The following is a 15145-nucleotide window of genomic DNA, read 5'->3' as shown; positions in this document are numbered from 1 at the left end:
ATGAATTTCAAAGCTAAAAGTATTATCAAAATATGTGCAGCAGGAACTTTCTTCCTTTCTGTTCTCAACTGTGCCTCAAACAAACCAGATTCTGGCAGAACCCTGATATGGAATGATGAGTTCAACGGTAAAGGGCTTCCCGATTCATTAAGATGGAATTACGATGTAGGTGGAGGAGGCTATGGTAATGAAGAAGCTCAGTTTTATACAAAAAAAAGGCTTGAGAATGCGAGGATGGAAAAAGGAAATTTGGTCATTGAAGCCAGAAAAGAAAATTGGGAAAACAATACATATACTTCTGCAAGACTTTTAACCAAAGGAAAATTCTCTTTTCAATATGGTACAATAGAAGTTAGAGCAAAGCTTCCCAAAGGTCGTGGAACATGGCCGGCAATCTGGATGATGAGCGAAAATATGAAGAAATGGCCGGATGATGGTGAACTGGATATTATGGAGCACGTGGGTTTCAATCAGGGATATATACATGCTTCTGTTCATACTAAAAAATACAATCATATTCAGGGAACGCAGAAAACGGATACGCTGATTATAAAGGATGCGAGCGAACAGTTTCATGTCTATAAAGCAGACTGGACACCGGAAAAAATAGACGTTTATATTGACGATCAGAAATTTTTCACCTACGAGAATAAGGAAAAGAACTATGAAGCATGGCCTTTTGACCAGCCTTATTTTATCATTTTAAATCTCGCCGTAGGCGGAATGTGGGGCGGAAAAGAAGGTATCGATGATACTATTTTTCCACAGAAGTATTACATAGACTACGTAAGAGTCTATCAAAATAAATAATGAAAATGAGGACCAGATGGGTCCGGAAACAGAAAAAAATCATGAGAAAACTAATTGTAAGTTGTTTTGTAGTAGGCGTTGTCATCAATGTCAATGCTCAGAATTATTGGAAAAAGAATGAAGGGAAAACAGCTAAAGTAATCCTTACCAACTCCAAAGTAAATGAGAAGATGGTGGATAAAGGTGCCGTTAAGTTTGAGCAGTTTGGACAGCCCAAAGAAACGGACGCCTGTATTTTTGTGGCTCCCAATTTTAAATATCAGAAACTGATAGGAATTGGTGGTGCTATTACAGATGCATCAGCCGAAACTTTTTATAAAATGCCGAAGAATAAGCAGAAAGAAATTCTGGATGCTTATTTTGGAAAAAATGGATTGGGATATACCGTTGTCCGCACCAATATGAATTCCTGTGACTTCTCCAGTGATTCTTATACGTATGTAGAGGATAATGATACTTCGCTGAAGAGTTTCAACGTTGCTCATGATGAGAAGTATAAGATTCCTATGATTAAAGAAGCTCAGAAAGCCATAGGAAATAATTTCACATTCTATTTCTCTCCCTGGAGCCCACCGGCCTGGATGAAATCAAACAAAAGCTTATACAAAGGAGGAAGATTAGAAAACGAATACTATCAGACCTGGGCAGATTATTATATCAAATTCATCAAAGAATACGAAAAAAGAGGAATTAATATCTGGGGACTGACCGTTCAGAACGAACCAATGGCTACCCAAAGCTGGGAATCATGCATCTACACCGCTGAAGAAGAAGGTGAATTTCTTAAAAAGAACCTCGGACCAACCCTTTGGAAAAACGGATATAAAGATAAAAAAGTCATGATCTGGGATCACAACAGAGACCTGATCTATCAGAGAGCAACCACTACATTAAGTGATCCTGAAACATCAAAATACGCTCATGGAATTGGGTATCACTGGTATGAAACATGGAATAATAAAACCCAGCTTTTTGATAATTTAGCAGAAACCCACAGAGCTTTTCCGGATAAATTCCTGGCCTTCACCGAAGGGTGTAAAGAACAGTTCAGTATGGATAAAATCTATGATGTAAGCCTGGGAGAACTATACAGCAAAAATATGCTGAATGATTTCAATAAAGGAAACGCCTTATGGACCGATTGGAATATTCTTTTGGATGAAACCGGAGGACCTAATCATAAAGGCAATTTCTGCTTTGCTCCCATTATTGCGGATACCAAAACAGGAGAGGTATTCTATACCTATGAATACTATTATATAGGTCATGTTTCAAAATATATCAAGCCGAATGCTCAGAGAATAGGAAGTTCTTCCAACAGAGCTGCACTGACATCTTCTGCCTTTATGAACGAAAACGGACAGTTGGTAACTGTTATTATGAACGATTCCGACAATGATATCGATACCAATCTATGGATTGAAGGAAAGGCTGCCAAGCTGAATGCTCCGGCACACTCTATACAGACCGTAATTTTATAATATCATATTAATATTATTTTTGACAGAATCGGCGGCCTCGAAGAGGCCGCCGATTCGCTTATCATATATCTGTATAAGTTATTGTACCGAAAACTTACCGGAAATCGTTCCATTGCTGTTTTGAGCATTATAGAAATAGATTCCGGTTCTCATACCTGAAGTAGAAATGATCGTTTTACCTGCTTTCGCCTGTTGGGATTTTATTGTTAATCCTTCTGCATTCACTAGAGTCAACTCATAAGTACTTCCGTTTTCAGGAAGACTGATGGTTATGTTTTCACCTTGTTTTACAGGATTAGGATAAGCGGTAGAAGTAATCTCCTGTTTCGCAGAAATAGTTGAGGTTGCAGTTGTTACCTGCTCAAGAACCCATTGGTGATTCACTCCTGCCAGACCATTCATATCCTGATCCCAGATGTTGATATTGGTGCCTGAAGTTTGTGAATTGGCAGGATTATCCATTGCTTTCATAGTAGATAATGCGGTTCCTATGACAAGGGTGTTTGATAGGTAAGGTCTTAATACCCATTGTTGATTATTACCACCATGTTTTGGGTATTGTACTAAGGTAGTACCGTTGCTTATATTGGATGCTGGAACATCAATCGCCAAGCCTGAAGCACGATTGATAATGATATAATTATTTCCCGTTTTTTCCAGTTTCCATTGTTGAGCAAGGTTGCTGTTAAAAGGATATTGAACCATTTTGGTATTGGCTGCAGCACTGTAATTAGCAGGGCTTATGTATTGGCTGCTTCCCACACATTTTATTCGGTAGTAGGCATTCGGATCAATAGTAGGTGCGGTTACAATAGTATTGATCGTTAAATTATTATATCCAAAATTGGAATTTTGTTTAAAAATATCTTCCAAGACAACACTCACATAATATTTCCCCGGTTGGGAATTTGTAGGAAGCGGTACCTGGGCACTTCTCTGATCTGGGCGAATACCCGTAACCACGGCTACAGGAGTATAAGAATTTGCCCAGCTGGCTTCTGTATATAATGAAACCTTATAGGAAAACTGCGGACTTGTGGTTTCTGAATTAACCCAATTTACATTTACTGTATTATTAGAAGTATTATAAGATGGAGTAACGGTAGTCACAGTAACAGGGGTTGTTGTTGCAGGTTTTGTACCATCCTGAGTGATTCCGTTGAATGTTACCGAACCACCTGCAGGTGCCGGAGCTGTACCACACGAAGTCACCTTGATTGCTGTATTATTGAAGGCTGTTTCTGCTCCCCAGGATCCTGTTCCGGCCGAAGCAGTATATCGTGAAGGTTTCGACCAATTCCCTTGTGCATTCATACTCCAGAAGTTTCTGAAATATCCGCAGCGGGTAGCTTTGCTGGCAGCTGAGTTCCAGTTTTCTACAAAACCTCCCAACTTGGTTCCAGTGAATTTCGCATCGTTTTCAGGGGTGACAATGGTGACATAATGTTTCCATTTTCCTGTACCATAATCAAACATAAAAAATCCGATTCTGGTTTTTCCGTCACCGGTAGACCATCTTCTCACGACAGTGGCATACCATATTCCGGGAGTCCATGGCATTGGATTATCCGTGTGAAGACCTGTTCCTTCTCCTCCGAAACCATCTACAAAAGTATTGGGAGCCGTATATTCTGTAGTACATTGCGGTACGTTGGTATCCTGCAAATCCCACATTGAAAAAATGTTATTGTAGATTTCGTTCTGTTTGTACTGAATTCCTGCATATCCGCCTCGCGGACCCAAAGAAAAATTCAGAGTAGAGTAATAGGTATTAACCTTTTTGCAAGTGTTGTCTGCCATTACTTCAGAATACCAGAGTTCACCGGAATTAGCCATATCAAAGCCTTCAAGATAAGGACCCCAGCTTGGGCAGGTCTGAGCATTGGAGGCATTGAAAAACGAGGATGCAGCAATAAGCAATATTGCAGCACAAGATTTAATTTTTTTTTCCATAAAATAAGTGGTTTGGTAATACTAATTTATGGATATTTTGAATATTTAATAAATATTTTGAATGAATATTTTTGATAGTTTGGGGTAAATGATTGAATCTGGATGAATTGATGAAGTATATTTTTTTATTGTAATGGTTATCATAAAAAAAGCAATGCATCATGAATGCATTGCTTGTATTGAATAGGATTGCTCCTTTATTGTATTGAAAAAATAATCTTTCTGATGATTATTCTACATCATATTTGCTGATTACTTTCTGAGTAACCCCTGAACTGCTGAATCCACCATCATGGAAAAGATTCTGCATGGTTACTTTTTTAGTAAGATCAGAGAATAGCGTTACACAGTAGTCTGCACATTCAAGAGCCGTAGCGTTTCCTAGTGGAGACATATCTTCTGCATATCCAAGGAATCCTCCGAAGCCTTTCACACCGCTACCTGCTGTAGTCATTGTAGGAGACTGAGAAACAGTATTTACACGTACTTTTCTTTCACCCCAATAGTTTCCGAAAGTTCTTGCAATACTTTCAAGATACGCTTTGTTATCAGACATATCATTGTAATCCGGGAATGTTCTTTGAGCAGCAATATAACTAAGTGCCAAAATACTTCCCCATTCGTTCATACAGTCTTTTTCCCATGCTACACGCATTACTTTATGGAAAGAAACAGCTGAAATATCCCAACCTTTTTCCAACCAATCGTAGTTCATTTCTGTATAATGTTTTCCTTTTCTTACATTGATAGACATACCAATAGAATGAAGGATAAAGTCGATTTTTCCAAATTTGGCAACAGCGGCATCAAAAAGTTTTTCAAGATCTTCTATAGAAGTCGCATCAGCACCTATTACTTCAGAACCTGTTTTTTCTGCTAAATCATTAAGCTCTCCCATTCTCAAAGCAATTGGAGCATTAGATAAGATAAATTCAGCACCCTCCTCATGGCATCTCTCAGCAACTTTCCATGCGATAGATTGTTCATTAAGGGCTCCAAAAATAATTCCCTTCTTGCCTTTAAGTAAACCGTATGACATAATTTTTTAATGTTTATTATAATACAAATGTAGCAATAATTGTGGTTATGACATAATAAAAATGGAGCCTTATCAATTTAAGACTCCATTTTATTGAAAATATTTATATGACTGAAATACTAATTTGTTTTCTTATTCCATTCTGCCTTTACATCTTCTGCCGCATCTTTGGTTTTTTCCCATGCTTCATCTGCTTTATCCTTAATATCTTCCCATGCATCGGATACATTAGCTTTTACCTTATCTAACCAGTCTTCCTGATTGGCCTCCTGATCATTACTCTTTTTTTCATTAATAAAATCTTTGGCCTTATCTGCCAATTCATTGATTTTCCACTTCGTTTTGTCTGCTGCATTCTGTATAGAATTTTCTACATTGTTTACTGCATCTTCCGCTTTGTTATACTCTGAATTGTTCATAATACTGTAATTTTTAGTTTGGTATCAGTAATTAAACAATAACCATTCCTAAAATTAGATGTCTCTGTTAAATTTTTCATAATCTTATGTTATAATTTTCCAAATCAAACCTACCTTTAGATAACAAAATAGGTTATTATGGAAAAAATACGCTGTGGATGGTGCGAAAAAGATGATCTCTACAGAAAATACCATGATGAAGAGTGGGGAAGACCCATCTATGACGACGAAACAATATTTGAATTTCTGATTCTTGAAAGTTTTCAGGCCGGACTGAGCTGGTATACTATTTTGGCCAAAAGAGAAAATTTCAGAAAAGCTTTTGACCATTTTGATTATAAAAAAATAGCATGCTATCCTGATAAAAAGATAGCAGATCTGATGAATGATTCCGGAATCATCAGGAACAGACTTAAAATTATGGCTACAGTTACCAATGCACAGAAATTTATGGAAGTTCAGAAAGAATTTGGAAGTTTTTCCAGCTATATCTGGGACTTCATAGGCGGAAAACCAATTGATAAAAGACCCGAAACTCTAGCCGATGTTTCTGCCACTACAGAAATTTCGGACCTTATTTCCAAAGATCTCAAAAAAAGAGGGTTCAAGTTTGTCGGTTCAACGGTAATTTATGCCCATATGCAAGCGACCGGAATGGTGAATGATCATATAAAAAGCTGTTTTACGAGAAAATAATACTTATACTTTATTCATTTTTTAGTGATGTTTATTAATAATAATACAATTCTAAAAACTAAGCAGAAAATTAGAGATATCTGTAAATGCTTATGAATACAACATTTGATAACTACTTGATATTTAAATATTTTTCATTGTATAGTGATTAAGGTTTATTTTAATCACTATAATGTGTTTTTAATTATGATTTTATCAATAAAATAGGTGTATTGTTGAAAATTTGTATATTTGCATCCTCAAAAAAAGCAGATAATGCATAAAAACTATAAACTACAATACACTCTTCTTTTATTATTCTTTAATTATTTTATATATGCCCAGGTTGGGATAGGGACTCCTAATCCGGCGCCTTCAGCCATGCTGCATATTAATGCCAGCAATAAAGGGGTACTCCTTCCAAGTATTGCTTTGGCAAGTACAACAGACAACACAACAGTGCCTTCACCGGCAGACGGGCTCATCGTATGGAACAATGGAAATGCAGCTTTAAAAGACGTTGGATTTTATTATTGGTTTGAATCAAAGTGGAACAAAATTTTAACGAATGGGGGCGATCCCACTAAAATAGATAACGGCACAAGCTGGAACCTTACAGGAACTAATGTTGGTAATTACGGAGGAGCAAATACCACACTGGCATTAGGAACAAAAACATATGATGATCTTATCTTCAAAGTGAATGCATTAACGGCCGGAAGATTAGGCGTTGATAATTCTGTAAGCCTGGGAATAGGATCTACTGCAGGGCAGAATGGTATTGCCATTGGAAGTGCTAGCGCTGCATTTATGGGAATATCTATTGGGAGTGCAACAACAGTTTCCGGGAATGAAGCTTTGGCGGTGGGAAATAAATCGACTGCAGGAGGTTTCAGATCTACCGCAATTGGATTTCATGCCCAAACCAGCAGTAACGAATCTGTTGCCGTTGGAAATAACTCTTCTGCAGATGGATTTCAGTCTATCGCATTAGGATATAACGCGAAAACGAATACAAATAGCGAAACGGCTTTAGGATATAATGCAGTAACAAATAGTCAAAACTCAACGGCTTTAGGCTCTGGCGCTAATGCATTGGGACAATATTCAACAGCAGTAGGATATGGGGCAACTACTTCACAGGCCAATGCCATTGTTCTGGGAGACAATAATGCAAATGTAGGGATTGGGACAGGTGCTCCGAATATTTCTGCGAAACTGGACGTAAACGGACAGTTCAAATTGGGGGAAAAAGGAAGTGTGCAGAAAAACCAGATCAGTTTTGAAGCATGGCCGGGAATATCCATCAATAATTTGCCGCCAGGAAAATCAACAACAATTGATATTCCGGTTCCGGCAGGATATCAGCCTGGTTCTACAAGAGCTGTTGTCGTGGTTTCTCCAGCGGGAGACTTTCCAGGAAACGCTTCATTTTCTATCTCGAATCCAAGGATGACTTCCACTTCCAGTATTACCATTAATCTTACTAATATCTCAGGAAATGCCAGTGGTTTGTATTACGGACATTTTTATGTGATGATCAATGAGTTTTAAATAATAAGTTTTTTATTATAATTGATATGGTGTTAAGGGCTTCCGAATGGAAGTCTTTTTTTATTGTTATCAATTTTAATTAAGCTTACGGGACTGAAGTTCCTTACGGGCATCTTGCCAGCTTTTTCTTATAATAAGATATAAAGGGAAAAAAGCTAAAGGAAGCGGGCTAATTCCATTAAAACCCTTCTTTATGGTGACATAGATACAGGCTGCTAACAGCAATCCCAGAATAATGCAAAAAGAAATATGGGCTGCGGAACGTTTTTTTTCTTCTTTTGTAAGTTCCTCAATGGAGAGCTCTGAAAGCTTATTCGTTTCCGACTGCTTAGTGTTTTTCATGTTCAATGGTTAGTTTTTGATTGAGCTAAAATAATAAAATAATCATAGCGTGAAATACAATCCGAAACAAAAATAGAGTGTGGCTTTATAAAGTGGTTTTAATCTTCCAGGTCATTAATGCACAGAAAAATATACCTGATGAATAAAAGTTTGAAGTAAAAGGATCAATATTTTCAACAAAATAAAATTCAATAGGGACGGGCTTTAGCCCGTTTGTCAATACAATAATAAACCATTGGCTTTAGCCAAAACCTATAAAAAAACTCCGGAAATAGCTTCCGGAGTTTTTTTATTTGAATGTAAACAAAAGTGATTACTTAATAATTCTTTCCAATACCCAGTCAATAAGGTTTTTCTCAGAAGCATGGTGGTCTGCTGAGAACTCACCGCGTCTTCTATTGGCAATAACGTTGTTTACCGTGATTGCTTTGTGGCCTAATAATTTTGAAAGAGCGTAGATCGCAGATGTTTCCATCTCAAAATTGGTAACTCCAAGATCATTCAATGTTTCTAAAAACTTGTCATCCACTGCTTTTAGACGAAGCTGTCTTCCCTGTGGAGCATAGAACCCCGGGAATGTTGCTGTATTTCCGTGGTATTTGGCATCTTTGTAATAGTCACCCATTTCTTCTGCCCAGTCTGAGAAGTAAAGCATCGGCTTTATTTTTTCGTAAGGAAATTTCTCCATGAAGCTTTTAGAAAACTCATTTTCGAAGTTATAATCCTGATAGAAATGCATCAATCCGTCCAATCCTACTACATTCTGAGTAACCAGCATATTATCAACCTGTACATCCGGGTTTACACTTCCACAAGTTCCCATACGGAAAAGTTCAAGGGCTTTGTGCTCAGTTTTAAACTCTTTGTTTTTAAGATCGATATTCACCAAAGCATCAAGTTCATTCATAACGATATCGATGTTTTCAGTTCCGATACCGGTTGACATTACGGTAATTCTTTCTCCACGAAGCGTTCCTGTATGCGTATAGAATTCTCTTTTATTTTTTTTGATCTCTACAGTATCAAAGTATTTTGAAACTTTTGCCACTCTGTCCGGGTCACCCACAAGGATGATTTTGTCAGCAATATCTTCAGGGAGAAGATTCAGGTGGTATACACTTCCGTCTTCATTCAGAACAAGTTCTGAGGCAGCAAGTTTGTTTAGCATAATATGTATATTTTTTGTTTTTTTAATTAATCATAATAGCGTCTTTGTAAGGAGATGCCATAACCTCGTAGATGTCATTATATTCTTCTACAATCCTTTTCTGACCGTTCATTACCTCGTATACAGTAACAACAGTTTTTTCAATATTTTTAGGATCTTTTCGTTGTGAAGTGATTTCGTAGAAATGATCATCTTTTTTAAGAATCGAAACCAATTCTTCTTTTGTGGAATTGTTGGATGTCATCATTCCAGGAAAATCCATAAGGATATTGTTAAGGTCAGTATAAGTTTTATAAGGTTTGGTTACCCCATTGGAATATACATAGACATTAGGAATCTCTTTATCCTTCTCAAGGCGGACCAAATAATAATCAGAACCTCTTTTCTCTGCATATACAGCCATTTCCTGCTGCTTTCCGGATTGTTTTTCCGGTTGCTTTTTTTTCTGGGAAAATGCAGTCATAGAAAGGAAACTTGCCATAACAGCAAACCATAGTTTTGTTTTCATAATACTATCTTAGTTTTTTTGATGTGTTGAATTTAATGTAAAAAATCCTCTCCCAATAATCTCCCGCCATTATTTTTACCGGTATTTTGAAAAACCGTTTCCTTTAGAATAATGAATTTGATTTCGGGGTTTAAAATTAGTAAAAAATATTGTATCAGAAATATAAACATTATTTAATCTGCTATTAAAACTGAGATAACATCAGATTAATACTTTTGCCGCTAAAAATTAATGAGATCTTACCCACTGCTTGTAATTATCCTTCTGATAGGATTTGCAGTAATGTCTTTTAATCCTGTTTATAAAGGAGTAGAAAGTGAAAATACATTTGTTAATAAAGGATTAACTGACTTTAAAACCAAGCTGGAACAGCTGAAATCAGATGTTGATAAGTTCTCCGAAGACCGCATTTCCCTTGAAGAATTACAGAAATCTCTGAGCAGTACAAGAAATTCATTCAAGGAAATAGAATTCTATATCGCCTACCATTATCCTGAATTTTCCAAAACCCACCTTAATGCGGCCCCTTTGTTTCATATCGAAGCTGCGGGAACATCTGCATATACACTTCCTCCCGAAGGATTGCAGGTGCTGAATGAACTTATATTTTCAGAGGAAGCAGAAAATGAGAAAGAAAAGATTAAAACCATTACAGCCTTTTTATACAACAGCTATTCCGGGTTTTATTTAAGTGCTTTAAAAAACGGTTTGAGTAAGGGAAACAACAGAACATTACCCTTAAGGATAGAACTGATCAGAATATACTCACTTGGAGTGTCCGGTTTTGATACTCCCGGATCTTTGAACATTTCTGAGGAGACAAGCCATGCGCTTTCAGGGATGCAGAAATATATTAATGATGATCCTTATTTTAAAAATTATACTACTGAAAAAGCCAATCAGACTTTAACAGAAGCGATCAGTTATCTTTCAAAAAATACCGATTTTGAAACTTTTGACAGAATTGAATTCTATAAAAAATACATACAGCCATTGTATGAAGAATTAGGAAAATGGGACGGAAGACCTGATGATCTGAAAGAATTTTCCGGCTGGAATGTTGGAAATAAAAACTTTTTCAGCAGTGATTTTTTAGATCCATATTTTTATACCTTATTGAAATCTTCAGAAGATAACCCTGACCTCCGAAACCTTGGGAAATCTATTTTCTATGACCAGAATTTGAGTGGTAACGGAAAAATGAGCTGTGCGACTTGTCATCTTCAGGAAAACGCCTTTACAGATCTTAAAGCAAAATCACAAAGCAATGTAGAAGGAAAAACAGTTTTGAGAAATTCACCTTCTTTATATAATGCTGTTTTTGCCAAGAGGTTTTTCTATGACCTTCGTGCTTTTTATCTTGAGCAGCAGGCAGAACACGTTATTTATAATGATCAGGAATTCAACACAAGTTATGAAAGCATTATTCAGAAGCTAAAAACAAAACCTGAATATAAAAAAGCATTCCGTACCGCTTTCAAAGACGGAAAGATCAGCAAAGAGAATTTTTCCAAAGCATTAAGTTCATATGTGGCTTCATTGTATTCTTTTGACAGCGACTTTGACCGCTTTATGAGGAATGAAAAAGAGGTGTCTGATGATGTGAAAAAAGGATTCAATCTGTTTATGGGAAAAGCCAATTGTGCAACCTGTCACTTTGCGCCTCACTTTTCAGGATTGGTTCCCCCATTTTTTAATGAAAATGAATCTGAAGTACTGGGAATAACGACCAGACCAATCAAGCAGATTCCTGTAGAACTTGATCAGGATTTAGGAAGAGGAAACAGCCCTGTGAAAAAGGAGAAATCATGGATTTATGATTATTCTTTCAAAACGGTAACTGTGAGAAATATTGCCCTTACCAAACCCTATTTTCATAATGGAGCTTTCAACACATTGGAGGAAGTTCTGGATTTTTATAATGAAGGAGGGGGAGAAGGATTAGGATTGAAAATGAAAAACCAAACCCTTGCACCAGATAAATTAAACCTTACCGACACGGAAATTAAACAGATCATCGCCTTTCTGAATGCTCTTACGGATGTTAGTAAAGCGAAATGAGGTGGGAGGGTTTGAGTGTTTGTTTTGCGGACTAGAGATCTGGTAGGGACAATATAGTTTTAATAAAAATAGGCTAAATTCTGAAACTGGTGTAAATGTGATCTATGAAGGTTTCAAAATTTAGCCTAAAGCTTTACAGATCGGATCAATCTGTCTGTTTATTTGTTTTGAATCAGCTTTTCCAGCTTATCAATCATTTCCTGCTGTTGTTTAAGCATACGCTCGTAAAGTTCAACCATTTTGTCGAGAGGATGGAAGTTTGGTGAATTATTAATAATTGTAGCAAATTGAGGTGAAGAATGATCATGATTATTAAATGTATTTGCAATGATATTAATTGCTGATTCTTCATCAAAATTCTCAATTGCTTCTGCCGGAACTTTAAGAATCTGAGCTACCTGTGCCAGAATATCAGACTCCACAATTTCTTTTTGTTCCAAAAGAGAGACTTTCTTCTGATTCCAGTCGTTACCTAATTCAAAAGCCAAGGCTTCCTGCTTGATGCCCAGCATTTCACGGAAACGTTTAATATTTTTGCCCTGATGTATTTTTTTATTTTGCATAACTGTGTCAATCATAATAACAAATATAAAGTTTTAACAGATAAGAATAAAGCTAGTTTTTAAAATAAATTATCTTCTAAAATATCCTTGTTTTCAAATAAAAATTTCTCTTTTCTCACTAATTTCTCTTATTGAACATCTAATGTTAAGAATCAATCTGCAAATAAAATAAATAGCCAAAAAAAATAAAATAATTACACCCCAAATCCCGAACCTCTCAACTCCAGCCCTAAAACCCTCAAGCTCTCTAACCCACGAACCCCGCATTATTTAACAAAAAATTAATCCCCTTAACATTAGGTTTTTGATAATTTAATATTGACTGATTTATATTTAAAGTCCTATTAACAGAAGGAAAGCTTTAAAAAAATAGTTTTGCAACGTCTAATAAATCTAATAAGAAATGAAAAGAAAACTACTAGCAATAGGAGCTTTGGCTGTACTTGCCAGTTCTGGTATTCAGGCGCAGACCTTTATATTTAACAAGAATGCGTCTTGGAACTATAAAGATAACAATCAGGCTCAGCCAGCCGGATGGAATGCTAAAACCTATGACATTTCAACATGGTCGGTAGGAGACGGCCCGCTAGGATATGGAGATCCTGTAACTACAACGATCAATACCGGGCTTACTACAGCTTATTTTGCTAAAGACTTTACTGTAGATTTTTCAACGCTTTCCGATAATATGGAGCTTGGGGTAATGAGAGATGACGGTATCATTGTATACCTTAATGGTGAAGAAGTAGTTAGAGATAACATGCCTGCAGGCACGGTTACATTCAACACTTTCTCAACGACTACTATTGACGGGGCGGCAGAGAGTGTTTATAATCTTTTTTCTATCCCAAAATCAAAATTTGTAAACGGTGTCAACAGAATCTCTGTTGAATTACATAACAGAAGTGTAACCAGTTCAGATTTAAGAATTGATGCTTATCTGAAAACAACAACCAATACAACTATTCCTGTAGCTTGTAACGGAACCCATATCAGCTGTTTTACTTCAATTGTACCTACAGCACAGACCAACAAACTGATTATCCCTGCTGAACATAAATACCAGCTTATTCTAAAAGAAGGGGACAGCTATACTGAAGGAGGAGGATTTGTAGGAGGTCAGAATGACTTTACAGGGTATGTTGCAAAAGCAGGAAGCAGTACCAACGGATATCTTTCTGTAAACCATGAAACAAATCCTGGAGGAGTTACCATGGCAGAGATCAACTATAATGCTACTTCAAAGCTTTGGCAGCTGACAAAATCAAGAGCGGTAAGTTTTTCAGATCCAAGTCTGGTACAAACCATCAGAAACTGTTCAGGAGGAGTTACCCCTTGGGGAACAATAGTGACAGCAGAAGAATCTGTTACTTCCAATGATGTGAACAATGATGGATATAAAGATTACGGATGGTTGGTAGAAATAGACCCTGCAACAGCACAGGTTATCTCTAAAAACACTAACGGGACAAAAGGCAAGCTTTGGCAGATGGGGATCATGAACCATGAAAACGTGGTGATCAATAATGCAGGAACTGTGGCTTACTATGGGGAAGATGGAGGTACTCATATGGTGTACAAATATGTAATGGATACTCCCAATGATCTTTCTTCAGGAAATCTTTATGTTCTAAAATTAGATCAGGGATTATCTGCTGCAGGAGATCCGGTAGGAACTACAGCAACTTGGGTTCAGGTTCCGAATAAAGAAAAAGCCGATCAGAACAACACCAATAATAATGCTTTATCAGTAGGAGGAACAAAATTCAACGGAGTAGAAGATGTTGACATCAGCCCGTTGGATGGTAAAATCTATTTTACAGCAAAAGGATTAGACAGAGTATATCGTCTTCAGGATAACGGAACTACAGCTTCTCAGGTAGAAACATTTGTAGGAGGTGGTTCTTCTGTATATTCTTTCAATACCGCTCAGGGAACGAAATCTGAAGCTTGGGGAGACGGAAATGACAACCTTACTTTCGATGAACTTGGTAACCTTTGGGTACTTCAGGATGGAGGCAAAAACTATATCTGGGTAATTGCTCCGGATCATACACAGGCAAACCCTAAAGTAAGATTATTTGCTTCTATGCCGGCTGGTTCAGAACCTACAGGATTGACATTTACCCCTGATCACAAATTTGGTTTCTTCTCTATTCAGCATCCGGATTCAACGATCTCTACAGATATCGATGCAACAGGAAATACCATTGATTATAAAGGAAAATCAGCAACAATCGTAATTGCACTTAAAAATAACTTGGGAATTGAAGGTTCTTTAGGAACTATTGAAAACCATACTGCAGAAAATACAGTAACAGTAGCCCCTAACCCAACTTCCGGAATCGTAAAAATCAATTCACCAAAAGGATTGAAAGATATTTCTGTGACAGCTTACAGCATGGACGGGAAAATCGTTTATACGAAGAAATTCAATGGGACAAACAAAGTATTAGACCTTGATTTCACTCAACAGTTGGAAGGATCTCGTGTTTTAGTTTTAAATATTGAAGCTGAAGGAGGATTCCAGAAAACAGTTAAACTTTTAAAGAAATAAATTATTTATAATTCT

13 protein-coding genes are annotated in these 15145 nt (G+C 36.8%); 6 read left to right on the top strand and 7 right to left on the bottom strand.

Annotated elements, in window-relative coordinates:
• Nucleotides 1-810 carry a family 16 glycosylhydrolase gene (locus tag LF886_RS14715; protein WP_236850232.1) on the top strand — a complete coding sequence of 270 codons (810 nt, stop codon included), beginning with the start codon at nucleotides 1-3 and terminating at the stop codon, nucleotides 808-810.
• 41 nt (nucleotides 811-851) lie between these two features.
• Nucleotides 852-2291 carry a glycoside hydrolase family 30 protein gene (locus LF886_RS14710; protein ID WP_236850231.1) on the top strand — a complete coding sequence of 480 codons (1440 nt, stop codon included), beginning with the start codon at nucleotides 852-854 and terminating at the stop codon, nucleotides 2289-2291.
• A 78-nt stretch (nucleotides 2292-2369) separates the two neighbouring features.
• Here LF886_RS14710 and LF886_RS14705 read toward each other — a convergent pair whose 3' ends face one another.
• The 3 genes from LF886_RS14705 to LF886_RS14695 all read right to left on the bottom strand — a co-directional run bounded on the left by LF886_RS14705 (nucleotide 2370) and on the right by LF886_RS14695 (nucleotide 5702).
• Entirely contained in the window at nucleotides 2370-4244 is a 1875-nt protein-coding gene (locus LF886_RS14705) for a DUF3472 domain-containing protein (RefSeq protein WP_236850230.1), read from the bottom strand.
• 229 nt (nucleotides 4245-4473) lie between these two features.
• Nucleotides 4474-5283 carry an enoyl-ACP reductase gene (locus LF886_RS14700; protein WP_103233893.1) on the bottom strand — a complete coding sequence of 270 codons (810 nt, stop codon included), beginning with the start codon at nucleotides 5281-5283 and terminating at the stop codon, nucleotides 4474-4476.
• Nucleotides 5284-5402: 119 nt separating this feature from the next.
• Entirely contained in the window at nucleotides 5403-5702 is a 300-nt protein-coding gene (locus LF886_RS14695; protein WP_236850229.1) for a hypothetical protein, read from the bottom strand.
• 138 nt (nucleotides 5703-5840) lie between these two features.
• Here LF886_RS14695 and LF886_RS14690 point away from each other — a divergent pair, with 138 nt between their 5' ends.
• Both LF886_RS14690 and LF886_RS14685 read left to right on the top strand, forming a co-directional pair.
• A complete protein-coding gene (locus tag LF886_RS14690; protein WP_236850228.1) occupies nucleotides 5841-6398 on the top strand; it encodes a DNA-3-methyladenine glycosylase I in 558 nt (185 codons plus the stop codon).
• 255 nt (nucleotides 6399-6653) lie between these two features.
• A complete protein-coding gene (locus LF886_RS14685; RefSeq protein WP_236850227.1) occupies nucleotides 6654-7931 on the top strand; it encodes a hypothetical protein in 1278 nt (425 codons plus the stop codon).
• Between the two features lie 75 nt (nucleotides 7932-8006).
• On the opposite strand, the gene LF886_RS14680 is transcribed toward LF886_RS14685, so the two are convergent.
• The 3 genes from LF886_RS14680 to LF886_RS14670 form a co-directional block, all read right to left on the bottom strand.
• A complete protein-coding gene (locus LF886_RS14680; RefSeq protein ID WP_236850226.1) occupies nucleotides 8007-8273 on the bottom strand; it encodes a hypothetical protein in 267 nt (88 codons plus the stop codon).
• A gap of 313 nt (nucleotides 8274-8586) precedes the next feature.
• Nucleotides 8587-9441, bottom strand: a complete 855-nt coding sequence (locus LF886_RS14675; protein WP_103235454.1) for a nucleoside phosphorylase — start codon at nucleotides 9439-9441, stop codon at nucleotides 8587-8589.
• Between the two features lie 22 nt (nucleotides 9442-9463).
• On the bottom strand, nucleotides 9464-9949 hold the full coding sequence (locus tag LF886_RS14670) for a hypothetical protein (RefSeq protein WP_236850225.1): 486 nt from the start codon (nucleotides 9947-9949) through the stop codon (nucleotides 9464-9466).
• Between the two features lie 231 nt (nucleotides 9950-10180).
• Between LF886_RS14670 and LF886_RS14665 the strand changes: the two genes are divergently transcribed.
• Nucleotides 10181-12010, top strand: a complete 1830-nt coding sequence (locus tag LF886_RS14665; RefSeq protein ID WP_236850224.1) for a cytochrome-c peroxidase — start codon at nucleotides 10181-10183, stop codon at nucleotides 12008-12010.
• 158 nt (nucleotides 12011-12168) lie between these two features.
• Here the strand turns inward: LF886_RS14665 and LF886_RS14660 are convergent, their stop codons facing one another.
• Entirely contained in the window at nucleotides 12169-12588 is a 420-nt protein-coding gene (locus LF886_RS14660; RefSeq protein ID WP_236850223.1) for a helix-turn-helix domain-containing protein, read from the bottom strand.
• A 388-nt stretch (nucleotides 12589-12976) separates the two neighbouring features.
• Between LF886_RS14660 and LF886_RS14655 the strand changes: the two genes are divergently transcribed.
• A complete protein-coding gene (locus LF886_RS14655) occupies nucleotides 12977-15130 on the top strand; it encodes an alkaline phosphatase PhoX (RefSeq protein WP_236850222.1) in 2154 nt (717 codons plus the stop codon).
• Nucleotides 15131-15145 lie beyond the last annotated feature (15 nt).

The sequence above is a fragment of the Chryseobacterium sp. MEBOG07 genome (assembly GCF_021869745.1).
GTDB lineage: Bacteria > Bacteroidota > Bacteroidia > Flavobacteriales > Weeksellaceae > Chryseobacterium > Chryseobacterium viscerum.
Note: the sequence above shows the minus strand (reverse complement) of the source record. Positions and strands in the feature narration are given on the sequence as shown.